The organism is Shinella sumterensis (assembly GCF_004514425.2).
Taxonomy (GTDB): Bacteria; Pseudomonadota; Alphaproteobacteria; order Rhizobiales; family Rhizobiaceae; genus Shinella; species Shinella sumterensis.
Window position 1 is genome coordinate 342998 of record NZ_MYFN02000003.1, and the last position, 25049, is coordinate 368046.

General features: G+C 64.4%; 22 protein-coding genes. 10 read left to right on the forward strand and 12 right to left on the reverse strand.

Going from position 1 to position 25049, the window contains the following annotated elements:
• Positions 1 to 105: 105 nt before the first annotated feature.
• A complete protein-coding gene (locus B5M41_RS08685) occupies positions 106 to 870 on the reverse strand; it encodes a ribonuclease (protein ID WP_134651149.1) in 765 nt (254 codons plus the stop codon).
• 175 nt (positions 871 to 1045) lie between these two features.
• On the opposite strand from B5M41_RS08685, the gene B5M41_RS08690 reads away from it, so the two are divergent.
• The 4 genes from B5M41_RS08690 (at position 1046) to B5M41_RS08705 (ending at position 5953) form a co-directional block, all read left to right on the forward strand.
• Positions 1046 to 2005, forward strand: a complete 960-nt coding sequence (locus B5M41_RS08690) for an alpha/beta hydrolase (RefSeq protein ID WP_134651151.1) — start codon at positions 1046 to 1048, stop codon at positions 2003 to 2005.
• Positions 2002 to 2946, forward strand: a complete 945-nt coding sequence (locus B5M41_RS08695) for a DMT family transporter (RefSeq protein ID WP_134651153.1) — start codon at positions 2002 to 2004, stop codon at positions 2944 to 2946. The genes B5M41_RS08690 and B5M41_RS08695 overlap by 4 nt, the downstream gene beginning before the upstream one ends.
• Before the next feature lie 164 nt (positions 2947 to 3110).
• Positions 3111 to 4307, forward strand: coding sequence for a succinate--glutarate CoA-transferase (gene caiB / locus B5M41_RS08700; RefSeq protein ID WP_134651155.1), 1197 nt, complete (start codon positions 3111 to 3113; stop codon positions 4305 to 4307).
• Positions 4304 to 5953 carry a thiamine pyrophosphate-binding protein gene (locus tag B5M41_RS08705; protein ID WP_134651157.1) on the forward strand — a complete coding sequence of 550 codons (1650 nt, stop codon included), beginning with the start codon at positions 4304 to 4306 and terminating at the stop codon, positions 5951 to 5953. The genes caiB and B5M41_RS08705 overlap by 4 nt, the downstream gene beginning before the upstream one ends.
• 37 nt (positions 5954 to 5990) lie before the next feature.
• On the opposite strand, the gene B5M41_RS08710 is transcribed toward B5M41_RS08705, so the two are convergent.
• Entirely contained in the window at positions 5991 to 6329 is a 339-nt protein-coding gene (locus tag B5M41_RS08710; RefSeq protein ID WP_134651159.1) for a protein tyrosine phosphatase family protein, read from the reverse strand.
• A gap of 70 nt (positions 6330 to 6399) precedes the next feature.
• On the reverse strand, positions 6400 to 7254 hold the full coding sequence (locus tag B5M41_RS08715) for a DUF4432 family protein (RefSeq protein WP_134651161.1): 855 nt from the start codon (positions 7252 to 7254) through the stop codon (positions 6400 to 6402).
• A 228-nt stretch (positions 7255 to 7482) separates the two neighbouring features.
• On the opposite strand from B5M41_RS08715, the gene B5M41_RS08720 reads away from it, so the two are divergent.
• Positions 7483 to 8898 (forward strand): L,D-transpeptidase family protein, encoded by a 1416-nt coding sequence (locus B5M41_RS08720; protein WP_134651163.1) that lies wholly within the window; start codon positions 7483 to 7485, stop codon positions 8896 to 8898.
• Between the two features lie 167 nt (positions 8899 to 9065).
• Complete coding sequence (locus B5M41_RS08725) at positions 9066 to 10259, forward strand: glycoside hydrolase family 5 protein (protein WP_134651165.1); 1194 nt, start codon at positions 9066 to 9068, stop codon at positions 10257 to 10259.
• 43 nt (positions 10260 to 10302) lie between these two features.
• Here B5M41_RS08725 and B5M41_RS08730 read toward each other — a convergent pair whose 3' ends face one another.
• From B5M41_RS08730 to B5M41_RS08770, 9 genes are all read right to left on the reverse strand, one after another.
• Positions 10303 to 11826 carry a globin-coupled sensor protein gene (locus tag B5M41_RS08730; RefSeq protein ID WP_134651167.1) on the reverse strand — a complete coding sequence of 508 codons (1524 nt, stop codon included), beginning with the start codon at positions 11824 to 11826 and terminating at the stop codon, positions 10303 to 10305.
• A gap of 257 nt (positions 11827 to 12083) precedes the next feature.
• Positions 12084 to 12785, reverse strand: a complete 702-nt coding sequence (locus B5M41_RS08735; RefSeq protein WP_134651169.1) for a ParA family protein — start codon at positions 12783 to 12785, stop codon at positions 12084 to 12086.
• A 219-nt stretch (positions 12786 to 13004) separates the two neighbouring features.
• The gene (locus tag B5M41_RS08740) at positions 13005 to 14150 is read right to left on the reverse strand and encodes an iron-containing alcohol dehydrogenase (RefSeq protein WP_134651171.1); all 1146 of its coding nucleotides are present in this window, start codon (positions 14148 to 14150) and stop codon (positions 13005 to 13007) included.
• Between the two features lie 5 nt (positions 14151 to 14155).
• On the reverse strand, positions 14156 to 15535 hold the full coding sequence (locus tag B5M41_RS08745) for an aldehyde dehydrogenase family protein (RefSeq protein ID WP_134651173.1): 1380 nt from the start codon (positions 15533 to 15535) through the stop codon (positions 14156 to 14158).
• A 118-nt stretch (positions 15536 to 15653) separates the two neighbouring features.
• Positions 15654 to 17024, reverse strand: coding sequence for a glutamine synthetase family protein (locus B5M41_RS08750; protein WP_134651175.1), 1371 nt, complete (start codon positions 17022 to 17024; stop codon positions 15654 to 15656).
• A gap of 74 nt (positions 17025 to 17098) precedes the next feature.
• On the reverse strand, positions 17099 to 18154 hold the full coding sequence (locus tag B5M41_RS08755) for a TRAP transporter substrate-binding protein (RefSeq protein WP_134651177.1): 1056 nt from the start codon (positions 18152 to 18154) through the stop codon (positions 17099 to 17101).
• Between the two features lie 135 nt (positions 18155 to 18289).
• The gene (locus B5M41_RS08760; protein WP_134651179.1) at positions 18290 to 19612 is read right to left on the reverse strand and encodes a TRAP transporter large permease; all 1323 of its coding nucleotides are present in this window, start codon (positions 19610 to 19612) and stop codon (positions 18290 to 18292) included.
• A complete protein-coding gene (locus B5M41_RS08765; protein WP_134651181.1) occupies positions 19609 to 20118 on the reverse strand; it encodes a TRAP transporter small permease subunit in 510 nt (169 codons plus the stop codon). Before B5M41_RS08765 ends, B5M41_RS08760 begins: the two co-directional genes overlap by 4 nt.
• Positions 20119 to 20253: 135 nt before the next feature.
• On the reverse strand, positions 20254 to 21015 hold the full coding sequence (locus tag B5M41_RS08770) for an N-formylglutamate amidohydrolase (RefSeq protein WP_134651183.1): 762 nt from the start codon (positions 21013 to 21015) through the stop codon (positions 20254 to 20256).
• Between the two features lie 191 nt (positions 21016 to 21206).
• Between B5M41_RS08770 and B5M41_RS08775 the strand changes: the two genes are divergently transcribed.
• The 4 genes from B5M41_RS08775 to B5M41_RS08790 all read left to right on the forward strand — a co-directional run bounded on the left by B5M41_RS08775 (position 21207) and on the right by B5M41_RS08790 (position 25045).
• Complete coding sequence (locus tag B5M41_RS08775; RefSeq protein WP_167719353.1) at positions 21207 to 22088, forward strand: MurR/RpiR family transcriptional regulator; 882 nt, start codon at positions 21207 to 21209, stop codon at positions 22086 to 22088.
• A gap of 100 nt (positions 22089 to 22188) precedes the next feature.
• Complete coding sequence (locus tag B5M41_RS08780) at positions 22189 to 23292, forward strand: ABC transporter substrate-binding protein (RefSeq protein WP_268998297.1); 1104 nt, start codon at positions 22189 to 22191, stop codon at positions 23290 to 23292.
• Between the two features lie 83 nt (positions 23293 to 23375).
• Positions 23376 to 24266: an ABC transporter permease gene (locus B5M41_RS08785; RefSeq protein ID WP_134651189.1), complete on the forward strand. Its 891-nt coding sequence runs from the start codon at positions 23376 to 23378 to the stop codon at positions 24264 to 24266.
• Entirely contained in the window at positions 24263 to 25045 is a 783-nt protein-coding gene (locus B5M41_RS08790) for an ABC transporter permease (RefSeq protein ID WP_134651191.1), read from the forward strand. Before B5M41_RS08785 ends, B5M41_RS08790 begins: the two co-directional genes overlap by 4 nt.
• The last annotated feature ends 4 nt before the right edge of the window (positions 25046 to 25049 follow it).

A 25049-nucleotide genomic window follows, 5' to 3' on the forward strand; every position in this document is an offset into this window, starting at 1 on the left:
AAACGCGCTCCGGGTCGGACAAATTTGCCCGCTATGTAGGCGAATTATCCGCCCGCGGCAATCTCTTGAAGCCAGCGCATACAGGCCCATGCGATCGGCCGGCGTCTATTGCAGGGCCGCCCTGTCGGCCGTCGCCGCGCCCGTCCAACCCTCCGTGCACCGCGACGTCGTGGGCTTGGCGTCTGCGATCAGCGCTGGAAGCGCCCCCTCGCCGGCCGCGATGCCGATGGTCAGGCCGGTGACCACGGTGCGGTTGCCGGTCTTGCGGCAGGTCAGGCGCACACGTTCGCCGGCGCCTGAGCCGAAGGCGGCATCGAAGGCCTTGCGCACCTCCGCCAGCGTGACCGTGCCGCCGGCCTTGCCGGCAAAGACCGCCAGCACCGGTGATGCGTTGAGCTGGTCGAGCAGGTCCAGCGACCGGGCATAATAGGCTTCCGCCGATACCGCGACGCAGCTGCCGCTCTTCAGCCAAAGCCTGCGGTCGAAACCGGATCGCACGGCCGGCATGGCGGCCGTGAGGCGGTCTCTGGTCGCCGACGCGAGCGTGACCTCGGGCAGATCGGTCCATGTCCCCTTTTTTGCCTTCTGCGCCAGCCCGGCCTCGACGCCGCAATAGCTCTTGCGCGGCTGGAAACGGCCGACCAGCGAGAAGCGTTGCGCCGCTCCAGTGGAAGCCGAAAACCCGATGCAGCCCTTGCTCTTCGGCCGCGCCGCGCAATAGCCGGCCTGCCAGCCGACGGACAGGACCTCTCGCGTGCCGCCCTTTGCGGGCGCGGATTGCGCCCATGCGGCGGCCGGCGCGAAAACCAGAAGGCAGGCGATGAACAGGGATAATGCGGCCTGAACAGGCAAGGCGACGATCGTCTTCATGACGGGCTCCCCTTATGAGAACAAAACAAGATCATATGCAACCAAAAATCATGAAAATGCAACCCCAGAGAATGAAAATCGCGATAAACGCGAGCATCGGCGAAAATACACGTCGCATCCCATTGTCTTTCCTGCGCAAATCACGTTGACCTCTAGACAAACGGGAGGAATGGCCGTGTTTTCCGAAGTCCAGACGCTCAACAGCCCGAGCGGTGCGACGCTTGCGCTTCGCCATGCGCCGGCGCGCGGCAAGCCGCGCGGCATCCTGCTCCTGAGCCACGGCCTTGCCGAACACAGCGCCCGCTATGACGCCTTCGCGACGCGCATGGCGGACGAGGCATTCCATGTCTATGCACACGATCATCGCGGCCACGGCCATACGACGGCGCGCGATGCGCCGCGCGGCCAGTTCGCGCCGAAGAACGGCGTCGACCGCGTGCTGGAGGATATGCGCGCGGTCCGCGACCTGGCCATCGGCCGGCATCCGGGCCTGCCCGTCGTGCTGTTCGGCCACTCCATGGGCGGCCTGCTGGCGCTCGCCTATGCCGAGGCGCGTCCCGGCGATATCGATGCGCTGGCCGTGTGGAATTCCAACCTGGAGCCGGGGCTGGCCGGGCGGGTCGCCCAGGTCGTGCTGGCCGCGGAGCGCATGCTGAAGGGGTCCGATGTGCCGAGCGGCGTCCTGCCCCGCCTCACCTTCGGCGCCTGGGGCAAGCGCATCGCCGGCGCGCGCACGCCCTTCGACTGGCTGTCGCACGATGCCGCCGCGGTGGATGCCTATATCGCCGATCCGCTCTGCGGCTTCGATGTGAATGTCTCGATGTGGCTCGACATTTTCGCCGTCACCTTCGCCGATGCGTCCGCCGAAGGGCTCGGCCGCCTGCCGAAATCCCTGCCGATCCACCTGGTCGGCGGCGGTGAGGATCCGGCGACGGAGAACGGCAAGGCGACGCGCGCCTTCGCAGCGCGACTTGAAAAATCGCGGCTTGAGGACGTGACGACAACAGTCTATCCCGGCATGCGCCACGAGACGCTGAACGAGATTGCGCTCCTGCGCGACCCGGCCGTGGACGCCTTTGCCGGCTGGTGCCGGCGCGTGGCGGAGACCAAGCGCCGGAGCCCCGAAGCCGCATGAGCACGTCTGCTGTAATGCCGTTGCGCAACGAGGTCAGCCTCGGCCTCTTCCTCATGGTTCTCTCGGTGCTGGTGTCCCCTGTCATCGATATCTTCGCCAAGCTCGCCGTCACCGCCGTGCCGGCCACCGAGATCACCTTCGTGCGCCTGCTCTTCCAGATGGTGGTGCTGGCACCGATCTGCCTGATGCGCGGCACCCTGCTGGATGTGACCTGGCGCAAGATGGGCCTGCATGCGGCCCGCGGCCTGCTCATGGCGATCACCATGATCAGCTTCGTCACGGCGCTCGCCGTCATGGAGGTGGCGGATGCCATTGCCATCTTCTTCGTCGAGCCGATCATCCTGACGATCCTCGGGTCGATCGTGCTGAAGGAAACCATCGGCTGGCGGCGCTACACGGCCTGCGCCGTCGGCTTCTTCGGCTCGCTGCTCGTCATCCGGCCCAGCCTGCAGGAGGTGGGCCTCATCGCGCTGATGCCTGTCGTCGCGGCGTTCTCGCTGGCCCTTTTCTTTCTGCTGACACGGCTCGTTGCCCAGAAGGAGGATCCCTGGTCCATGCAGTTCTATGCCGGCTTCTGGGGTGCGCTGTTCGCCGGCCTGCTGCTTGCCGTCGGCAACAGCCTCGGCATCGGCATTCTGACCCCGGTCATGCCGGACCTCAAGAACACGCTTTACATTGCCGGCGCCGCCATCGCCGCCACCATTGCCGGCGTGCTCGGGGTCTATGCCTACCGCTCCGCGCCGGCCTCGACGCTCGCGCCGCTGCAATATCTGGAGATCGTCTCGGCGACAGTGCTCGGCTGGTGGGTGTTCGATCATCTGCCTGATGCCATCAAGTGGCTCGGCATCGCCATCATCATCGGCTCGGGCCTCTATGTCATCTGGCGCGAGCGGCAGGTCGGCAAGACCGCCACCATCCCGACGGTCAACACGCCGATCTGACGAAAGTAAAATGCGGCGCGCGCGGCAGGCATCAAGTCAGTCTGAGCCGTCATCACCTGCCATCTCCCCGCCGCTATGCGGCCCGCGGGCTTTTTGTTATCCAGGGGAAAACAGGCGAAAAGCCCGATGGGTGCATGCATGCGGCCATCGCGGAGGAGTGCACCATGGACAAGTCGAACCTGCCGCTTGCCGGCATCAGGGTCATCGAACTGGCGCGGGTCCTTGCCGGCCCCTGGGCCGGGCAGATGCTGGCGGATCTGGGCGCCGATGTCATCAAGATCGAGAACCCGGATGGCGGCGACGACACCCGCGCCTGGGGCCCGCCCTTCGTGATGGGCAGGGACGGCGAAAACCTCTCGGCCGCCTATTACCACGCCACCAACCGCGGCAAGCGTTCCATCGCCGTCGACCTGAAGACCGAGCAAGGCCGCGACACCGTCCACCGTCTCATCGCCACGGCGGATGTGGTGATCGAAAACTTCAAGGTGGGCGGCCTCGTTAAATACGGGCTCGACCATGCGAGCCTCGCCAAACGGCACCCGAAGCTCATCTACTGCTCGATCACCGGCTTCGGGCAGGACGGCCCCTATGCCGCACGCGCCGGCTACGATTACATCGTGCAGGGCATGTCGGGCTTCATGTCCGTCACCGGCGCGCCGGACGGCGAGCCGATGAAGGCGGGCGTCGCCATCGCCGATATCTTCACCGGCATCTATGCCGTCACCGCCATCCAGGCCGCCCTCATCCATGTGATGAAGACGGGCAAGGGCCAGCACATCGACATGGCGCTGCTCGACGTGCAGTCCGCCGTGATGGCGAACCAGAACATGAATTTCCTGGCCTCCGGCACGGCGCCGACGCGGCTCGGCAACGCCCATCCCAATATCTCGCCCTACGAGGTCGTGCCGGCATCGGACGGCCATGTCATTCTGGCCGTGGGCAATGACGGGCAGTTCCGCAAGCTCTGCGGCATCCTGAAGCTCGAAGGCATGGCGGACGACGCGCGCTTCGCCACCAACCGCGCGCGTGTCGCAAACCGCGACGAGGTCCGCCGCCGCGTCACCGCCGCGACGGCGACCATCGCCAAGGCCGAGCTCCTGGCCGCCTGCGAGCGGGACGGCGTGCCCGCCGGGCCGATCAATTCGATTGCCGAGACCTTCGACGATCCGCAGGTCAAGGCGCGCGGCCTGCGTGTCGACCTGCCGGATGCGGACGGCAACGTCATTCCCGGCGTGCGCACGCCCATCGTCTTTTCCGGCACGCCGCTCGTCTACGACAGGCCGAGCCCGCGGCTCGGCGAGCACACCGAGGCCGTGCTGGCCGAACTTGGCATCCTCGAAACGGGAAAGAAAAACGCATGAAGACCGGTGGCCAGCTGATCGTCGATGCCCTCGTTGCCAATGGCGTGAAACGCGTTGCCTGTGTTCCGGGCGAAAGCTATCTCGCCGTGCTCGATGCGCTGCATGATACCGATATCGATGTGCTCGTCTGCCGCCAGGAGGGCGGCGCGGCGATGATGGCCGATTGCTGGGGCCGGCTTACCGGCGAGCCCGGCATCTGCATGGTCACGCGCGGACCGGGCGCCACCAATGCCTCTGCCGGCCTGCACATCGCCCGGCAGGATTCCATCCCGATGATCCTGTTCATCGGCCAGGTGCAGCGCGACGCGCGCGAACGAGAGGCCTTTCAGGAGGTGGAATACCGCCGCGCCTTTACCGAGGTGGCGAAATGGGTGGCCGAGATCGATGATGCCCGCCGCATCCCGGAATTCGTGACCCGCGCCTTCGCCGTCGCGACCTCCGGCCGCCCCGGCCCCGTCGTGCTCGCCCTGCCGGAGGACATGCTGAGGGACGCGGTCGAGGCCGTGGAAGCGAAGCCCTATATGCCGGTCGAAGCCCATCCCGGCCCAAGCCAGATGGCCGAACTCGCCGCCCTGCTCGAAAAAGCCGAACGCCCGCTCGTCATTCTCGGTGGCACGCGCTGGTCGCAGGAGAGCGTCGCGGATGTCGCCGCCTTCGCCGAGCGCTGGTCGCTGCCGGTCTCCTGCTCGTTCCGCCGGCAGATGCTGTTCGATCACCTGCACCCCAACTATGCCGGCGATTCCGGCATCGGCATCAACCCGGCGCTGGGCAAGGAGATCCGCGAAGCCGACCTCGTCCTGCTTCTCGGCGGCCGTTACTCCGAAATGCCCTCATCCACCTACAGCCTGCTGCAAAGCCCCTATCCGCAGCAGACGCTGGTGCATGTCTATCCCGATCCGTCCGAACTCGGCCGTGTCTATCGGCCGGACCTCGCCATCTGCGCCGCGCCCGACGATTTCGTCGCCGCGCTGGACGGTCTCGCTCCGAAAGCCGTCCCGGGCTGGGCGGCCCGCACCGCAGCGATGCATGAGGCCTATCTGAAGTGGTCGACGCCGCCGATGACGGGCCCGGGCGACGTTCAGATGGGCCCGATCATGGCGTGGATCGAGGAAAACACGCCGGAGGACACCATCTTCACCAATGGCGCGGGCAACTACGCGACCTGGGTGCATCGGTTCCACCGCTTCCGCCGCTTCGCCACGCAGGCCGCGCCGACCTCCGGCTCGATGGGCTACGGCCTGCCGGCCGCCGTCGCCGCCAAGCAGCTCTTTCCCGGGCGCGAGGTCGTCTGCTTTGCCGGTGATGGCTGCTTCATGATGCACGGCCAGGAATTCGCGACCGCCGTGCGCTATGGCCTGCCGATCATCACCGTCGTCGTCAACAACGGCATCTACGGCACGATCCGCATGCATCAGGAGCGGGAATATCCCGGCCGCGTCAGCGCCACCGACCTCACCAACCCGGACTTCGCGGCACTCGCCATCGCCTATGGCGGCCATGGCGAGACGGTGGAGAAAACGGAAGACTTCGCGCCGGCCTTCCTGCGCGCCCGCGCCAGCGGCAAGCCGGCGATCATCGAGGTGAAGCTCGACCCGGAAGCGATCACGCCGCTGCGCACGCTCTCGGATATCCGGGGCGGGAAGTAGACTGGAGCGGGCGTAAAAGACCCCTCGTACCGCGCCCTCAGCCGCGAATGTGCTGGGTCTGTTCGTAGGTCTTCGTCGAGCGCATGCCCGAGCGGCAATAGCCGAGCATGGGGCGCGGCAGCTCGTCGAGCGCATCGACCATGCCCTGCACCGCTTCCACCGTCACGCCCATCGGGCCGACCGGCACATGGGCCGTCTCGATGCCGAGTTCGCTCGCGCGCGCGGCAATCGCCGAGAATTCCGGCTGGCCGGGTTCCTCGTGATCGGGGCGGTGGCAGACGATGGACTTGAAACCCATGGCGGCGATCGCGTCGAGGTCCTCGACCGTGATCTGGCCGGAAACAGAATATTCGTCGTTGATCTCGCGGATATCCATGGACGTGTCCTTTCCCAAAAAGATGCGATCACCGTTTAAGCCCGTGCCGCGGGAGCGTCAATCGCGCGTGCTATCGCACCTCGAAGGAGAGCGCATAGCCGACGCTTTCGCCCGGCGCGAAATCCGGCGCCTCACCGCTGGCGATCAGTTCCTCGCGTGCGGCCAGGCGATGGGATACCGGCTCGATGCCGAGCACGGCGCAGCCGGCCGACTGGTTGCGCCACACCTGCAGCCAAGGAAGCGTATCGGTCCGGAAGCGGATATGCACGCTGCGTCCGCTGAGCGCGGCGATCGGCCCGACCGATATCTCGGCCCAGCCGTGCACGGCCGTCTCCGCCGCCGGCACGCAGAATATCCGCATGTCGCCGTCCTCGAAGCGCCAGGGAACGCTGCCGCCGGGCAGCATCGCGCCGGTCAGCCGCGTATCCCCATCGAACAGGCCCGTGCCGAAATTGATGTGGTACATGGCAAACGGCGGCCAGGACGTTTCACCGGTATTGGTCACGAGATCGTCGAGCGTGATGTGGCCGGTAAGCCTGTCGGCCCGCCAGCGGCGCGAAAGCGCCGCCGTCCCGCCATGCGCCAGCGCGACATCGACATGCCCCTCGCAGACCACTTCGCCCTCATCCGCCTCGATCTGGATATCGCGAGCGGGGTGGGAAGAGAGCGACCCGTGCAACGGATAGCGGCGGCCGTCCGTCGCCCCCTCGACCGGCACGGGGTGGCGGATATGATCGGGCCCGCAGGTGAACAAAAAGCCCGGTAGCGCCTTATCAATACGAGAATCGCCGTCGGACGGTATGGCCGTACCGGGGGTAATGTCCACGCCATGGAAAACGGCGGCGCCGACATCGAGTGCAGACTGCGGCGTCAGCTCGAGATGAAAGGCCTTGCCTTCCGTCGAGGCGGTCAGGGCGAAAGTCATGATTGGCTCCGGCCGGTATTGAGGAGAACGGGATGCTATTGCCAACAGTCACACAACGCCACCGGCAGCACGGACCGGCCCGCAGATTTCTGGCGGCTCGCTGCCCTGGTAACAACTATTTGCATGCTGCGTTGACGTTACGTTCACCATCAATTTAGATTTTCCATATTAAGGTCTGAATTCAAGTGTTCCGTCCGCGCGATATATGCAGTCTGGCAGGTTGAGACCGTGAAATCGATACTGAAATCAAGCATTTCGCTTATTGCTGCGATCTCCGTGCTCGGAATCGCCACCCTGCCCGCCGCCGCGCAGCAGCACCAGCTTTCGCGCGATACGGTTCTCGTTTCGCCCGATGGCGACATTCTCGACTACGTTCCCAACGATGGCAGCGTGCGCTGGACGCGCGACAATCGCGGCCGCTCGGTGCTGGTCGATTCGTGGGGCGAGGTCATCGCCACCGCCATGCCGGCCGACAGCTACTTCGCCCGCGGCGACGACTATCGCCCCCGTCGCGACCGCTATCGCCCGGTGCGCGGCTATGACGAAACGAACCCGGAATATTTTCCGCCGGCACCCGGCTCGGACTATGGCGACGACGTGACGACGGGCTCCGTACCGGAAATGCGTGAGGCGCTGCCGGGCGATATCGAGCGCCAGCAATTGCCCGACGCCGATTTCGGCGGCTCGCAGGCCATGCCCGAATTCAACGACAACGACGACATGGCCGCCCTGCCGGCCGATCCGAACCAGGAGTTCGTGCCCGGCCCGAAATTCGCGCCCGCCACCGCGCTTGGCAAGATGTCGTCCAACGAGGTCACGGCGCTCCAGGTCTTCCTCGACCGCGAGGGCTTCTCGCCCGGCGTCATCGACGGCAAGAAGGGCTCGAACGTCACCAAGGCCATCGAAGCCTGGCAGAACGCGACGGGCGACACGCTCGACCCCAACAATACAGAGGACATTCTGGAACGCCTGCGCCTGTCCGGCGGCATGGCCTTCACCACCTACGAGATCACCGCCGCCGATGCGGCCGGTCCCTACGTGGCGTCGATCCCGGAAGACTACGCCCACAAGGCGGCCCTCCCGCACCTGTCCTTCACCTCGACCACGGAAATGCTGGCCGAGAAGTTCCATATGGACGAGGCCTACCTGAAGGAGATCAATCCGGGTGTGGATTTCACCATTCCCGGCACGATCGTCAAGGTCGTGGACATCGGCAAGCCGAAGACCGGCAAGGTGGCCAAGATCCTCGCCGACAAGGGCCGCAAGCAGGTGCTGGCCTATGATGCCAATGGCACGCTGATCGCCGCCTATCCGGCGAGCATCGGTTCGGCCGATACGCCCTCGCCGTCCGGCACGGTTACGGTCGAGCGCATCGCGCTCAATCCGGGCTACACCTACAATCCGAAGATCAACTTCAAGCAGGGCAGCAACGACAAGGTGCTTACCCTCCAGCCCGGTCCGAACGGCCCGGTGGGAACGGTATGGATCGCGCTGTCCAAGCCGACCTACGGCATTCACGGCACGCCGGAACCGTCAAAGATCGGCAAGACCCAGAGCCACGGCTGTATCCGCCTGACCAACTGGGACGCCACCGAGCTCGCCAAGATGACGAGCGCCGGCGTCACGGTCGAATTCGTCGACTGACGGATCAGAAAGAGACGAGGACGAGCCGGCCACTTGGCCGGCTTTTTCGTTCAAAGCACGATGGGGAAACCAAAAACCCGCCATCACCTGACCTGAAATCGCCCGATTTCACCCCGAGAGAGCGCTTAGATCGTCCGAAACGGACGAAAGCCCTTCTTCGGTGATCCATGTATGCAAAACTCCGTCCGGCCCTGATCAGCCTCGCGCTTGCCGCCACGCTCCCCCTCCCGGCCGCCGCCGCCGATCTCATGACCTTCTGGGATGCTCCGCGAAAGGGCGGCAACAGCTTCAATACGGCCGCCCCGGACGCGGCTTATTTCAAGGCGCTGGCCGCCACCGGTGCGACCTGGGTGCGCCTCACCTTCAGCAAGTGGAAAGGCGAAGGCCGCGACTTCCTGCTCGGCGACGCCGACCGTTACACCGGCCTTCCGCACGCCGACCTCGCCGAGCTCCTCACCACCCTCGATGCCGCGCATGCTGCCGGGTTGAAGGTCGTGGTGACGCCGCTCAGCCTTCCCGGTGCGCGCTGGAAGCAGCAGAACGACGGGAAATTCGATGACCGGCTCTGGTCGGATCCCGCCTTTGCCGACCAGGCCGTCGCCTTCTGGCGCGACCTTGCGCAAGCCTTGAAGGATCACCCCGCCATCGCCGCCTACAATCTCCTCAACGAACCGGCGCCGGAAAAGACGACCGGTCTCGTTGAAAACGGCACGATGGAAGACATTCTTGCCTGGCAGGCCAAGCACGCGAACACGCCGCGCGACCTGCCGAAACTCTACGCCCGGCTGATCGAGGCGATCCGCGCCGTCGACCCCGTCACCCCGGTCATGGTGGACAGCGGCTATTACGCCGGTCCACGGTCCCTCGCAGCATGGCCCACGCCACTGGGCGACGACAAGGTGCTCTATGCCTTCCACATGTACGAGCCCTATGACGCGACCAGCGCGCCCAACATGACGCGCGACACCCCGTTTTCCTATCCCGGTGTCGAGGCGACCTATGCCGGCGGCAAACAGAAATGGGATCGCGATGCCATCGCCCGCCACATCGGCGCGGCCTTCGACTGGGCGCAATCCCAAGGGCTGCCGGCGACCCGCATCGTCGCCGCGGAGTTCGGCTGCATGCGCCTGTGGGCGGATTGCGGCACCTATCTCACCGACGTGATGGATGCCGTCGAGGCACGCGGCGGCCACTGGGCCTTCTATTCCTTCCGCGAAGACGAATGGGACGGCATGGATTACGAACTGCCGCCCAAGGTGAAGCCCGGCCAGTTCTACTGGCTGTCCGGCCAGGGCAAGGCAGAGACGCTGCCGCGGAACGGCAAGCTGATGGACCTTCTGAAGACGCGCATGCAGAAATGAAAAAGGCCGGGTCTTTGCCCGGCCTTTCATTGAAGGGTGTGGTTCACGCCGCCCTTGTATAGCCCGAGCCCTGCGCCGGCCGTGCGGTGCCATCGGTGCGGAAGGTGGAGAGCTGTGCGGCGATGGAGGCCGCCTCCTGCGTCAGCGCCTGGCTGGCGGCATTGGCCTGCTCGACCATGGCGGCATTCTGCTGGGTGATCTGGTCCATCGCATTGACCGCCTGGTTGACGGCCTGGAGCCCGGTTGCCTGCTCGGCGGTGCTGGCGCGGATGGTGTTGAACACCGAACTCACCTCCACGACCTGCGAGACGATCTGGCGCAGCGACTGGGCCACTTCGTTGACCGAGCGCACACCGCCTTCGACCTGTCCATGCGACTTGGCGATGAGATCCTGGATGTCCTTTGCCGCCTCGGCGCAGCGCTGTGCGAGTGCGCGCACTTCCGAAGCCACCACCGCGAAGCCGCGACCCGCCTCGCCCGCGCGCGCGGCCTCGATACCGGCATTGAGCGCCAGCAGATTGGTCTGGAAGGCGATCTCGTCGATCACCTCGATGATGTTGGCGATGGCGGCGGACGACGCCTGGATTTCGCCCATGGCGGAGATCGCCTCTTCCACCACCTCGCCGCTGCGCTGCGCGTTGTCGCGCGCGGCCATGACCAGCGCATTGGCCTCGTTGGCGCTCTGCGCGGTCTGGCGGACGGTGGTCGTGACCTGCTCGACGGCAGCCGCCGTCTCCTCCAGATTGGCGGCCTGCCGCTCGGTGCGCTTGGCAAGATCGTCGGACGCAGACGCGATTTCGCGCGCGCTCAGATGGATCGATCCCGCGCCGACGCCGATATTGCCGATGGCCTGCGACAGGGCCGAAATGGCGTGATTGAAGTCCTCGCGCAGCGCGCCATAGGCTTCCGGCAGCGGACCGGTGATGCGCGCGGTCAGGTCGCCGTCCGAAATGCGCTTCAGTGCCGCGCCGAAGGCATCGCTGACGAGCTGGCGCTCTTCGGCGAGAACCTGCGCCTGCACCGCCTGCTGCTTGGCGACGTCGGACGTATCCATATAGACCGAGATGGACAGGTCCATGTCGAGGAAGATCGCCTTGATGAGGCTGCTGATCCGGGCGGCAAATTCGTCAGGCGCGATGTCCGCCCGCGCGAAAAGCCCCTTCTTCGGCCAGAGCGAACGAACCGACTCCGTCAGCAGATGCTCGATGATCAGCGCGTAGCCGCCGATATACCAGCGCGGCTCGAGCCCGATGCGCGCATGGACATGCCCGATCGTCGTGACCTTGGTGGCGTAATCGGCGGTGAAATCGCCGGCGGCGATATTGGCCCAGTGCCCGAGCTGCGCATTCTTCGCGCGGTTCATGTGGGCGTCGTTCGAAAAGAGGTGGTTCACCTCCGGGCTGTTGCGCACGACGGAATAGAACTTGTCCAGTGCCGGGCCGAGCTCCTTCTCGATGAAGGGCTTCAGGCTGCGCAGCCGTTCCAGCGCGGCAGCGTCCAGGCCGAGGTAATCGAGACGGCGGGCAATATCGTGATTGGGTCCGGCAGCGGGCGATAAGGACTTCATTCTGAAAACAACCCCGGAGAAAATGGAGAATGTGAAAGCGGCACGGTTCCATCGGGACGGCAGGCCTCACGGCATGCGCGCGTCCGCGACCCATCATGGGTCTTTCAGAAGGCACAAGGCCTTCCGTGGATGGCTTTCTGATGCGCCACTCTTAGATATGCATGGTAAATTGTTGATTACCGCGCGACCCGATTATCCGTATGATCCGGCTGCACAAATCGTCGCAGCCGGTCCTGCAATTCCATCAAGATTTCCGGTCACGCCGCCAGCCGGGACAGAGCGCCTGCCCTGCGACGGCGCGCCGGAACGAGCCGAAGCACCTCCAGCGCGAGAAGCCTTGCATTCTCGCGCGCCTTGTCAAGATTGCTCACCTTTGCCGGGTCCATCGTGGCGAGCGTGCCGCCGCAATCGAAGATGTCGCGGAACGCCGTGCGCTCGGCAATCGGCGTATCCAGCACATGCACGCCCTTGGCCGACAACAGCGCCTTGATGGCGGTCATGGCGCGGGTGGTCACCAGTGCGTTCATGCGCGTCAGGACCACGGAATGGGCGATGCGGATGCCCGCCTTCTCGGCAAGCTGGCCCAGCAGGTCGAGGATATGCGCGGCGCCACGCGCATCCATCGCACAGCCCTGCACGGGGATCATTACATGGTCGGACAGGCCGATGGCGGTGGCCACGAGCGCATCGCGCGCACCGGCGAGGTCGATGATGAAATAGTCCGTCGTCTCCCGGTTCTCGCGGATGTGGCCCTGAAGGGATGCCATCGACACCTCGGAGATCACGTCGATGTTGCGCTGGCGGCCGGTCACATCGTGCCAATGGCTGATCCAGCGCTGCGGATCGGCATCGAGGATGGTGACGCGGTATCCCTGGTTTGCAAGCTCGGTCGCGAGGATCAGCGCTGCGGTGGTCTTGCCCGCGCCGCCCTTGGCATTGGCGAATGTGATGACTGGCATGGCGTTCCTCTTACGATGCGGGCGAGCGGCGTCATCGCTCTCTTCAGGGCGCCGGAAGGAAATGGCGTCGGTTGATCGAATCTTTCAAAACAGGGTTAACGAAATGCAAATATCCGCCCCGCCAGGAATTGGCAGACGGCCGAAAACCCGGCCGGAAAAACGAAGAAGCCCGGAAAACCAAGGCTTTCCGGGCTTCTATCAAATCTCACGGGTGAGAAGTCAGATGCACTCGATAAAGAGCCGCTTGGCAGCCTCGAGCGTGAGTTCCACCGGGTTGCCGCCCGCGGTGGGATCGACGATCGCCATCTCCGCCATTTCGTCGATACGGTCCGTGCCGACGCCGAGCGCCGAGAGCTTGTCGGGAACGCCGAGCTCCTCGCGCAGCCGGAGCACGTAGTCGAAGAAACCGTCGAAGCCGCCGGCAATGCCGAGATAGGCGGCGGCGCTGGCGATCTTCGCCTCGATGGCCGGGCGGTTGAAGGTCAGGACCGGCGGCATCACGACGGCATTCGTCATGCCATGATGCGTGTTGTAGATCGCGCCGACCGGATGCGACAGCGAGTGGATCGCGCCGAGCCCCTTCTGGAAGGCGACCGCACCCATGGCGGCGGCCGACATCATATGGGCGCGCGCCTCGATATCGGTTCCGTCCTTGTAGGCGCGCGGCAGGTATTCCTTGACGAGACGCATGCCCTCCAGCGCGATGCCCTGGCTCATCGGGTGGTAGAACGGCGAGCTGTAGGCTTCCAGGCAATGGGCGAAGGCATCCATGCCGGTGCCGGCGGTGATGACCTTCGGCATGCCGACAGTCAGTTCCGGGTCGCAGATCGTCACGGACGGCAGGAACTTCGGGTGGAAGATCACCTTCTTGGTATGCGTCTCGGAATTGGTGATGACAGAGGCGCGGCCGACTTCCGAGCCGGTGCCGGCCGTCGTCGGCACGGCGACGATCGGCGCGATGCCGTCGGAATTGGCGCGCGTCCACCAGTCGCCGATATCCTCGAAGTCCCAGACGGGCCGCGTCTGGCCGGCCATGAAGGCGACGGCCTTGCCGAGGTCGAGGCCGGAGCCGCCGCCGAAGGCGACGACCCCGTCATGGCCGCCGTCCTTGAACGCCTTGACGCCGGCTTCGAGGTTCTTGTCGTTCGGGTTCGGATCGACCTCCGCGAACATCGCCCGGCCGAGGCCTGCGGCATCGAGAATGTCGAGCGCGCCCTGGGTGATCGCCATGGTCGAAAGACCGCGGTCGGTGATCAGCAGCGGTTTCTTCATGCCGACGGCCTTGCAATGGTCGGCCAGTTCCTTGATGCGCCCTGCCCCGAACTTGATGGCTGTCGGGTAGCTCCAGTTTGCGGTGATGGTCATGCTGTTCAAGCTTTCCTGAAATGGTAGGATTTCGGGCGGGTCAGGTTGTGGAAGCCGATGACGGAGAGCGAGCCGCCGCGGCCCGTTTCCTTCACGCCCGTCCAGCACAGCGCCGGATCGAGATAATCGGCGCGGTTCTGGAACACCGTGCCGGTCTCCAGGTCGCGGGCGATGGCGGCGGCGCGCTCGCTGTCCTTCGTCCACAGCGAGACGGTGAGGCCGTATTTGCAGTCGTTCATCAGGGCGAGCGCTTCGGCGTCGCTCTTCACCTTCATGATGCCGACGGCCGGGCCGAACGTCTCTTCCGTCATGAATTCCATGGAGTGATCGACATCGACGAGGATCTGCGGGGCGACATAGGCGCCGCCGTCATCGGCCGGAAACAGCTTGGGATCGACCAGCGCCTTGGCGCCCCTGGAGACGGCGTCGGCGATCTGCGAACGCACGGTCGCGGCAAAGCGCTTGTGCGCCATCGGGCCGAGCGTCGTTTCCGGGTCCAAGGGGTTGCCGAGCTTGTAGTTGGAAACCCAGGCCACCGACTTCTCGACGAATTCGTCGTAGAGTGCCTCGTTCACATAGATGCGCTCGATGCCGCAGCAGCACTGCCCCGAATTGTAGGTCGCACCGTCCATCAGCGTATCGACGGCGGCGTCGAGATCAGCGTCCTCCATCACATAGCCCGGATCCTTGCCGCCGAGTTCGAGACCGACAGGCGTGAAGGTGCCGGCGGCGGCGCGCTCGATGGCGCGACCACCTTCGACGGAGCCCGTGAAGTTCACGAAGTCGAAGGCGTTGCCGGATATCAGCGCCGAGGTCGTGTCATGGTCGAGGAACACGTTCTGGAAGACATCTTCCGGCACACCGGCCTCGTTGAAGGCGCGCACGAGGCGCTCGCCGACCAGCAGCGTCTGGGCGGCATGCTTGATGATGACGACATTGCCGGCCATCAGCGCCGGCGCGATCGTGTTGATCGCCGTCATGTAGGGATAGTTCCACGGCGCGATGACGAAGACGATGCCGTGCGGCTCGCGCTCGATGCGGCGCTCGAAGCGCTCGGAATTCTCGATGACGATCGGCGCCAGCGACGAGCCGGCGATCTCGGCCACATAGTTGGAGCGCTCGTTGAAACCCTTGAACTCGCCGCCGTAACGGACCGGGCGGCCCATCTGCCAGGCGATCTCAGGCACGATCTCGTCGGCCATCTCGTTGACGCGGGCAACGCCCTTCAGCACGAGCTGAATACGTTCGTCGAGCGGGCGCTTCGCCCAGGCCTTCTGCGCCTTCTTCGCGCGGGCCACGGCCGCCTGTGCGCTTGCCAGCGGCATCGCCTCACGCTCGGCGTAAACCGAGCCGTCCACGGGGGATATGCATTTGATCACAGTCATGATCGATTTCCTGTTTCAGATATGAACTTTCCGCCGGACAATAGCCGATCCAGCCACGCGGCAAATATCCCTGAAGGGCTATGCGCCGGGGCCGGTTCGGCCTTGACTGGCTTGAGCCTTACGCCCTCTCGAAGCCGCGCGCCACCTCCCAGTCGGTGATGCGGCGATCGTACTCCTCCTGCTCCCATTCGGCCGCGCGGACATAGTGGTCGATGACCTCGTCGCCGAAAGCCTCGCGCAGCATGTTCGAGCCCTTCAGCACCGCGGTGGCCGCGCGCAGGGTCTTGGGGATCTCGCGAATGTCCTTGCCGCCATAGGCGTCGCCCTCGAAAGGCGCCTCCAGTTCCAGCTTCTGCTCGATGCCGGCAATGCCGGCGGCGAGCAGCGCTGCCATCGCCAGATAGGGATTGAGGTCGGAACCGCCGACGCGGCACTCGATGCGGATGGCCTTCGTGCCCTCGCCGCACAGGCGATAGCCCGCCGTGCGGTTGTCCTTGCTCCAGATCGCCTTGGTCGGCGCGAAGGTGCCGGCGACGAAGCGCTTGTAGGAATTGATATAGGGCGCGAGGAAATAGGTGATCTCGCTGGCATGGGCGAGCAGCCCGGCGACATAGTTCCGCATGAGGTCAGACATGCCGTATTTGGCTTGCCCGTCGAAGAACTTCGCCTCCTTGCCGTCGAGGCTCCACAGCGACTGGTGGATATGTGAGGAGGAGCCGGCGGCGTTGTAGTTCCACTTGGCCAGGAACGTCACGGCCTTGCCGCGCTGCCAGGCGATTTCCTTGGTGGCGTTCTTGATGATCGAATGCCGGTCGGCCATCGTAAGCGCCTCGGCATAGCGCACGTTGATCTCCTCCTGACCGGCCGAGGCCTCGCCCTTGGAGTTCTCCACCGGAATGCCCGCACCCTGCAGGCCGTTGCGCAGCGCGCGCATCACATCCTCTTCCTTGGTGGTCTGGAAGATGTGGTAGTCCTCGTTGTAGCCGCTGACCGGCAGCAGATCGCGATAGCCGCTCTCGCGGGCATGGTCATAGGTCTGGTCGAACAGGAAGAATTCGAGCTCGCTTGCCATGAAGGCCTTGAGGCCCATCGCCTCCAGCCGCTTCACCTGCTTCTTGAGGATGGCGCGCGGCGAATGCGGCACTTCTTCATGGGTGTGGTGGTCGAGCACGTCGCACAGCACCATTGCCGTGCCCTCCAGCCAGGGCAGCTTGCGCAGCGTCGCAAGGTCCGGCTTCATCGTATAGTCGCCGTAACCCGCTTCCCAGCTGGTGGATTTGTAGCCCGAGACGGTTTCCATCTCCATGTCGGTCGCCAGCAGGTAGTTGCAGCTGTGCGTCTCCTCGTAAGCGCTGTCGACGAAGTACTGCGCGTGGAACCGCTTGCCCATCAGGCGCCCCTGCATGTCGACAAGGCAGGCGAGCACGGTGTCGATACGGCCCTCGGCCACATCCTTCTTGAGATCATCGAACGTGTAGGTCGTCGTCATGGGGCGGTCCTGCGGGGTTATGTCATGGTGATGAACCGGGCCTTGGCAGGCCCGGTTCGACAGCGTTGATATCATCAGCCGTTGACGTAGGGCGGGCCGGCCTTGTTGATGATGGCGTTGTATTCCTCGAAGATCTTGACGACCTTGGCGGCCGTCTCGCCCTGTTCGGCGATTTCCTTCCAGAACACCTTCGCCGCGTCTTCGACGGCCTTCCACTCCGCGGCCGGGATGCTGGTGAGCTTGAGCTTGGTGCCCTCGGCACGCAGCTTCGCCTCGCCACCCCAGTACCACTGGTCGCGGTAGTTGTTGCCAGCCTCGATGGCCGTCATGACCAGCTTCTTCAGGTGGTCGGGCAGTTCCGCCCACTTCTTCTCGTTGACGAAGAACGAGCCGATCCACGCACCAGAGATGTTGTTCGTCAGGAAGTGGTCGGTCACGTCGGCCCAGCCGACCGTGTAGTCCTCGGTGATGCCCGACCAGGCCATGCCGTCGAGTTCGCCCGTCTGCACGGCGACCTGCGCATCCTCATAGGGAATGGTGACAGGCACGACGCCGAACTGCGTCAGGAAGCGGCCCGCGGTCGGGAAGGTGTAGAGACGCAGCCCCTCGAGATCCTTGAGCGAGGTGATCGCCTTCTTGGTGTTGAAGTGGCACGGGTCCTGGCCCGACGACGACAGCCAGACGACGCCGCCGACCTTTTCGTAGGACGACTTCCAGATATCGGCGAGGCCGTACTGCTTGAACAGCACGGGCACGTCGAGGATCTGCTTGGTGGCGAGCGGGAAGTAGCCGCCGAAGGTGGCGACATCCGCCGGCGATGCCATCGAATCGTCGTCGGAATGCACCGCGTCGATCGTACCGGCCTGGAGCGCGCGGAAAAGCTCGCCCGTCGGCACGATCTGGTCGGCGAAGTACAGTTCGATCTCCAGCTCGCCCTGCGCCGTCGCATTGATGGCGTCGATGATCGGCTTGGTGACGTGTTCGCCGAGTGCGGCGCCCGCATAGGTCTGGAAACGCCACTTGATGGCCGTCTGGGCCTTCACGACCGCAGGTGCCGCGAGCGTTGCGGCGCCGGCCGCACCGATGGTGGCCGCGCCGGCACGCGTCAGAAATTGCCGTCTGTTTGTCATAGCTCTATCCCTCTGGTTCTACATCTTGGTTTTGCCGGAAACGGCCGTTCATTCCGGTCGGAAAATCATCGTTCTTCTATCGGCCTCGTCCAAAGTCCATCGAATGCCCGGCGGCTCCTACCGCCGGAAATCCGGTTATTTGCTGTAATAGTTGTTCGGCAGCCACGTCGCGATCTCGGGGAAGACACCGATGATGATCAGGCTAGCGACCATGATGCCGACAAAAGGCCAGATCGATTTGTAGATGTCCCGCATGCCGATCTCGGGCGGCGCCATCGCCCGCATCATGAACAGGTTGTAGCCGAAGGGCGGGGTGATGTAGGCGATCTGGCAGGTGATCGTGTAGAGCACGCCATACCAGACGAGATCGAAGCCCAGCTTCTGCACCAGCGGGATGTAGAGCGGCGCGACGATGACGAGCATCGCCGTATCGTCCAGAAACATCCCCATGATCAGGAACGAAAGCTGCATCAGCACCAGCACCTGCCAGGGCTCCAAGCCGAGATCGCCGAGGAAGAAGCGCTCGATCGACTTCACCGCGCCCAGACCGTCGAACACGGCGCCGAAGCAGAGCGAAGCGATCAGGATCCACATGAACATGCAGGTGATGCCGAGCGTCTTCTGCAGCACGTCGTTCCACAGCCGGGCGCTGAGACGCCCGCGCCACCAGGCGACGAGCGCCGAGCAGATCGCGCCGACCGCCGAGCTTTCGACAAGGCTCGCGATCCCGCTGAGGAACAGCCACATCATGAGCACGAATATGCCGAGCGGTACGATGCCCGCCGAGAGCAGCCGCACCTTCTCGCGGAACGGCACATTGCGCTCCGAGAGCGGCAACGCCGGACCGAGCGCCGGGTTCACGCGGCAGCGCACATAGACGTAGATCGCCATCAGCGCCGCCATCATCAGACCGGGCAGAAGGCCGGCAAGCCAGAGCTGGCCGACCGGAACACGGGCGATCATGCCGTAGAGCACCAGCACCACGCTTGGCGGCAGCAGGATGCCCAACGTCGAGCCGCCCTGCACCACGCCCGTCATCATGACCTTGTCATAACCGCGACGCAGCAGTTCCGGCAGCGCGATGGTCGCGCCGATCGCCATGCCGGCGACGGAAAGGCCGTTCATGGCGGAGATGATGACCATGAGCCCGACGGTTCCGAGCGCCAGACCGCCATTGATCGGCCCCATCCAGACATGAATGGCCTTGTACATGTCCTCGGCGATGCCCGATTCCGAGAGCATGTAGCCCATGAACACGAACATCGGCACCGTGAGCATCGGATACCATTTGACGAGCTTCATGGCGGACGAGAAGCCCATCTCGGAGCCGCCCTCACCCCACAGCAGGAAGGCGGCCACGACGCCGACGAAGCCGATCACGGCGAAGACGCGCTGCCCGGTGAGCAGCAGCACCATCATGCCGGCGAACATCGTGATTGCGATGAATTCATAGCTCATGCGATGGGCCTTCCCCGCAATTCGGCGATATCCTTGAAGAGCGAGGAGAGCGACTGCGCGAGCATCATGAACACCCCGAAGGTCATGACGATCTTGATCGGCGCCATGTAGGGCGCCCAGGCGGTGAAGCTCTTTTCGTTGAACTGAATGGCGTAGGTTGTGCTGGAGATGCCGCCATAGAGCATGAAGCCGAGGAAGACGATCAGCGCAACCGAGGTCACGATGTCGAAGATCGCCCGCTTGCGGGCCGACCAGGTGCCGTAGAACAGGTCCATGCGGACGTGGTCGCCGGTCTGCATGGCAAAGGCACCGCCCAGCATGTAATAGGCGGCCATGGTGAACTGCGCGGATTCGAGCGTCCAGTTCGCCGGCAGGCGGAAGGCCTTGGACAGCGACGAGTACAGGAGGATCGCAAACATCGCGAAGATCAGATACATCGCGAAAATGCCGACACGCCGGTTGAACGTGTCGACGAAGCGCACATAGCTCTTGATGACATCAGGCATGGTTTCCGCCTCCGTCGGCAGCAACGGCATTTTCAGCCGGCCCATTCCTCAAATGCGAAAACGCAAGCATTCGCCTCGCCTCTCCAGTTCGTGTTCAGTTCCGTTTCCACGGGCCGTTCGTTCCCCGGTCTTTTTTTATTCTATTGCCGACAGGGCCGCGCCGAGCAGTCCCGCAAGATAGCCGGCCACGACCTTCTGGCCGGCTTCATTCTGAATGAGGTCGTTGCGGACCTCGATCATCACGTTGGGCAGGCCCTTGGACAGGCCGTGCTCGCGAAGCGTATGCGTCACGCCGTCCTCGGGGCCGTAAGGCTCGTTGCGGCGGATGGTATAGGGGCCGTCCGTGCCAGCGGCCGCCAGCATGGCATCGGCAAGGCGCGTATCGGCGTCGTGCAGGATGCCGATCTCGACATCGCGCGGCTTGCCGAAATAGACCGGCGTGAAACTGTGCATCGTCACGATGACGGGCGGCCTGCCCTCTGCGATCCGCGTCTCCACGAGGCCGCGCAGCCGGTCGCGGAAGGGAATGTAGAGCGCCCGCGTGCGGGCATCGCGCGCCGCCTGGTCGAGTCCGGCATTGCCCGGCACATCGAAGACCTCGCTCTTTGCCGGCATGGCCGCCGGCGATTCCGGCGGGCGATTGCAATCGTAGGCGAGACGAGAGAAGCGCTGGAACAGCAGCGTGGCGTCGAGTTGCTCCGCCATCAGCCGCGAAACGGCGAGGGCGCCCGGATCCCAGGCGATATGGCTGGCAAGCGCCTCGGCGGAAAGGCCGAGCGTGCCGAGCGAGGCCGGCAATTGGCGCGATGCATGCTCGCACACCAGGATCACCGGGCCCTGCGCAACAGCATTCTCCAGGGCGACAGGGTCGCCCTCCTCTCCAGTCAGAATTCCCATAGCCTGATCCCCTCGACCGGCTTTTTTCGTTGCTGAAAAGAATTCTTCACTAGACAGCCGCTGTCAACCGCCGCGTGAAGAAATCTCTTCAAAAAAACATTTGACTCGCATTGTGACAGGGCGTTTTATCGTCGAAACCCCGGCGGAGACCGGGGCTGCAGGGGAAAAATTTGACACTCAATCAAGCATCCATGACGGTGTCGGATGTGATCTCTGCCCACTTCGATGCGCTGACGCGCGCCGAACGGCAGCTCGCCACATCATTGCTCGACAACTACCCGGTCTCCGGGCTGGGCAGCATCACCACGGTGGCGGACAATGCCGGCGTCTCGACGCCCACCGTCGCACGCATGGTGCAGAAGCTGGGCTTTCGCGGCTTCCCGGATTTTCAGGCGCGCCTGCACCACGAGCTGGAGGCGACGCTCTCCAACCCCATCACCAAGCATGACCGCTGGGCCGCCAATGCGCCCGGCACGCATATCCTCAACCGCTTCGCCGATGCGATCATGAACAACATGCGCCAGACGCTCTCGCAGGTGGAGACCGCCGACTTCGACAGCGCGAGCGCCCTTCTGGCCGACCGCCAGCGCAGCATCTACATCATCGGCGGGCGCATCACGAAGGCGCTGGCCGACTATCTCTTCACACATCTTCAGGTCATCCGCCCGAACGTCACGCAGATCGCCGCCAACCCCGCGTCCTGGCCGCACTACGTTCTGAACATGAAGGCCGGCGACGTGCTGGTGATCTTCGATATCCGCCGTTACGAGCAGGAGATGGAGACGCTGGGCCGCGTGGCACGCGAGCGCGGCGTCGAGATCGTGCTCTTCACCGATCAATGGGCGTCACCCGTGGCCAAGGCCGCCGCGAAGGTATTCCGCGTGCATATCGAGGCACCCTCGGCCTGGGATTCCTCCGTCGTCACGCTCTTCATCGTCGAGTCGCTGATCGAGGCCGTCCAGAGTTCGGGCTGGGAGGAAACCAGCGACCGAATGAAGACGCTGGAGGGCCTGTTCGAGGCCAGCCGGCTTTTTCGCAAGCCCCGGCCGGAGCTGCCGGACAAACCACGATAAACAAAAGAAAAAAGCGATACGGAACTGTCACATAAGGTTCACGCGCCACCAGTATCAGCTTCGCCGAAGTTGACTGACACACAAAAGGAGAACACCCGTGATGTCATCTACGAAACGTCTGCTCTCGCTCTCCACAGCGCTTGCGATCGCCCTTCCCTCGCTCGCCCTTGCCGAGCCGAGCGCCGAGCTCATCGAAGCCGCCAAGAAGGAAGGCATGCTGACCACCATCGCCCTGCCGCACGACTGGTGCGGTTACGGTGACGTCATCGCCTCCTTCAAGGCGAAGTATCCGGAAATCCAGGTCAACGAACTGAACCCGGATGCCGGTTCGGCCGACGAAGTCGAAGCCATCAAGGCCAACAAGGACAACAAGGGCCCGCAGTCGCCCGACGTGATCGACGTCGGTCTCGCCTTCGGCCCGCAGGCCAAGGCCGAAGGCCTGCTGCAGCCCTACAAGGTCTCGACCTGGGACGAAATCCCCGACACGATCAAGGACGCCGAAGGCTACTGGTACGGTGACTATTACGGCGTGATGTCGTTCCTGGTGAACAAGGATCTCGTTCCCAACACGCCGAAGGACTGGGCCGACCTCCTGAAGCCGGAATATGCCGGTCAGGTCGCTCTCGCCGGCGACCCGCGCGCCTCCAACCAGGCCATCCTGGGCGTTCTCGCCGCCGGTCTCGCCAAGGACGCGAAGTCCGGCAAGGAAGCCGGTGAGGCAGGTCTCGCCTACTTTGCGGAGCTGAACAAGGCGGGCAACTTCGTCCCCGTCATCGGCAAGTCCGGCACGCTGGCGCAGGGCTCGACCCCGATCGTCATCGCATGGGACTACAACGCGCTGGGCTGGGCCAAGACGCTGAACGGCAACCCGCCGACCGAGGTCGTGGTTCCGGAAAAGGGTGTTCTCGCCGGCGTCTACGTCCAGGCGATTTCGGCTTATGCCCCGCACCCGAACGCGGCCAAGCTGTGGATGGAACACCTCTATTCCGACGAAGGTCAGCTCGGCTGGCTGAAGGGCTATTGCCATCCGGCGCGCTTCAACGCCATGGTCAAGGCCGGCAAGGTTCCGCAGGACCTGATCGACGCCCTGCCGCCGGCAGCATCCTATGAAAAGGCCTACTTCCCGACGCTCGAGGAAGTGGACGCCAACAAGGCTGCCGTCACCGGCGCGTGGGACAGCGTCGTCGGCGCGAACGTGCAATAAGCAACACGCTCCGTCGCCCCGGCTGTTCGGCCGGGGCGACGACTGCGGTCCGCCCGTGCGGCACCCCCTTCGAGGTCATCGTGATGTCATCAGACAGTTCAGCCCCCCGACAGCCGACGCGCGAACCGTTCCGCCTCCCGCTGCACTGGCTGGGCGCGTTGCCGTTCGCGATCTTCGTCCTGCTGTTCCTGATCATGCCGACGATGCGCATCGTCATCGGCGCCTTCCAGACGCCGGAAGGCAGCTTCACGCTGGACAATATCCGCGGCCTGTTCACCACCTCGATCATGTCGGCCTACTGGATCTCGATCAAGATCAGCATCGCCTCGGCCCTGCTCGGTTGCCTGATCGGCTTTTCGGTCGCGGCCGCCGCCGTGCTCGGCGGTTTGCCGAAATGGATCCGCAGCCCGCTTCTCACCTTTTCCGGCGTGGCCTCCAACTTCGCGGGCGTGCCGCTCGCCTTCGCGTTTCTCGCGACACTCGGCCCCGTCGGTCTCATCACGGTGTTCCTGCAGACCCAGTTCGGCATCAACCTGCGCGCGCTCGGCTTCAATCTCCTGTCCTTCTGGGGCCTGACGATCACCTATCTGTTCTTCCAGATCCCGCTGATGATCCTCATCATCACGCCGGCGCTCGACGGCTTGAAGCGCGAGTGGCGTGAGGCGGCGCAGATCCTCGGCGCCACCAACACGCAATACTGGCGCATGGTCGCCTTCCCGATCCTGCTGCCGTCGTTCCTGGGAACGCTGGCACTGCTGTTCGCCAATGCCTTCGGGGCCGTGGCCACGGCCATCGCGCTCACCGGTTCCTCGCTGTCCATCGTGCCGATCCTGCTTTTCGCGCAGATCCGCGGCGACGTGCTCGGCAACCCGCATCTCGGCTATGCCCTCGCCTTCGGCATGATCGTCGTGACCGGCGTCGCCAACACCATCTACATATGGCTGCGTGCGCGCAGCGAAAGGTGGCTGAAATGAAGAAGTTCTGGGCCTGGGGCGCCCTTATCTTCGGTCTGCTCTATTTCATCCTGCCGCTGATCGGCATGACCAACTTCTCCCTGAAGATGCGCCGCGGCGTCTATTCGCTCGATGCCTATGCCGTCGTGCTGGGCGATCCGCGCTTCCAGGAGACCTTCACCTATTCCATCCTGATGGCGCTCGCGACCATCGTCTTCGGCGTCGTGCTGGTGGTGCCGACGGCCTATTGGGTCCGCCTCAAGCTGCCCGGCCTTCGGCCCTATATCGAGTTCGTCACGCTGCTGCCGCTGGTCATTCCGGCCATCGTCATCGTCTTCGGCTATATCAGGCTCTACAACACATCGAGCTGGCTGCCGCTGACGGGATCGATCACAGGCACCAACATCCTCCTGATGTTCGGCTATGCCACGCTGGCGCTGCCCTACATGTATCGCTCCGTCGATACGGGCCTGCGCGCCATCGACATCGCCACGCTGACGGAGGCCGCCCAGAGCCTCGGTGCCGGCTGGACGACGATCCTCGCCAAGATCATCCTGCCGAATGTGCTGGTCGCGGTTCTCTCCGGCGCCTTCCTGACCTTCGCCATCGTCATCGGCGAGTTCACCATGGCCGCCCTTTTGAATCGCCCGGCCTTCGGCCCGTACATGCAGCTGCTCGGCGCCAACCGCGCCTATGAGCCCGCGGCACTCGCGGTCATGTCCTTCGTCCTCACCTGGGGCTGCCTCGGCCTGATCCAGCTTGTCTCCCGTTTCCAGAAGGGCGCGCAAAGCCCCGCCTAAGGAC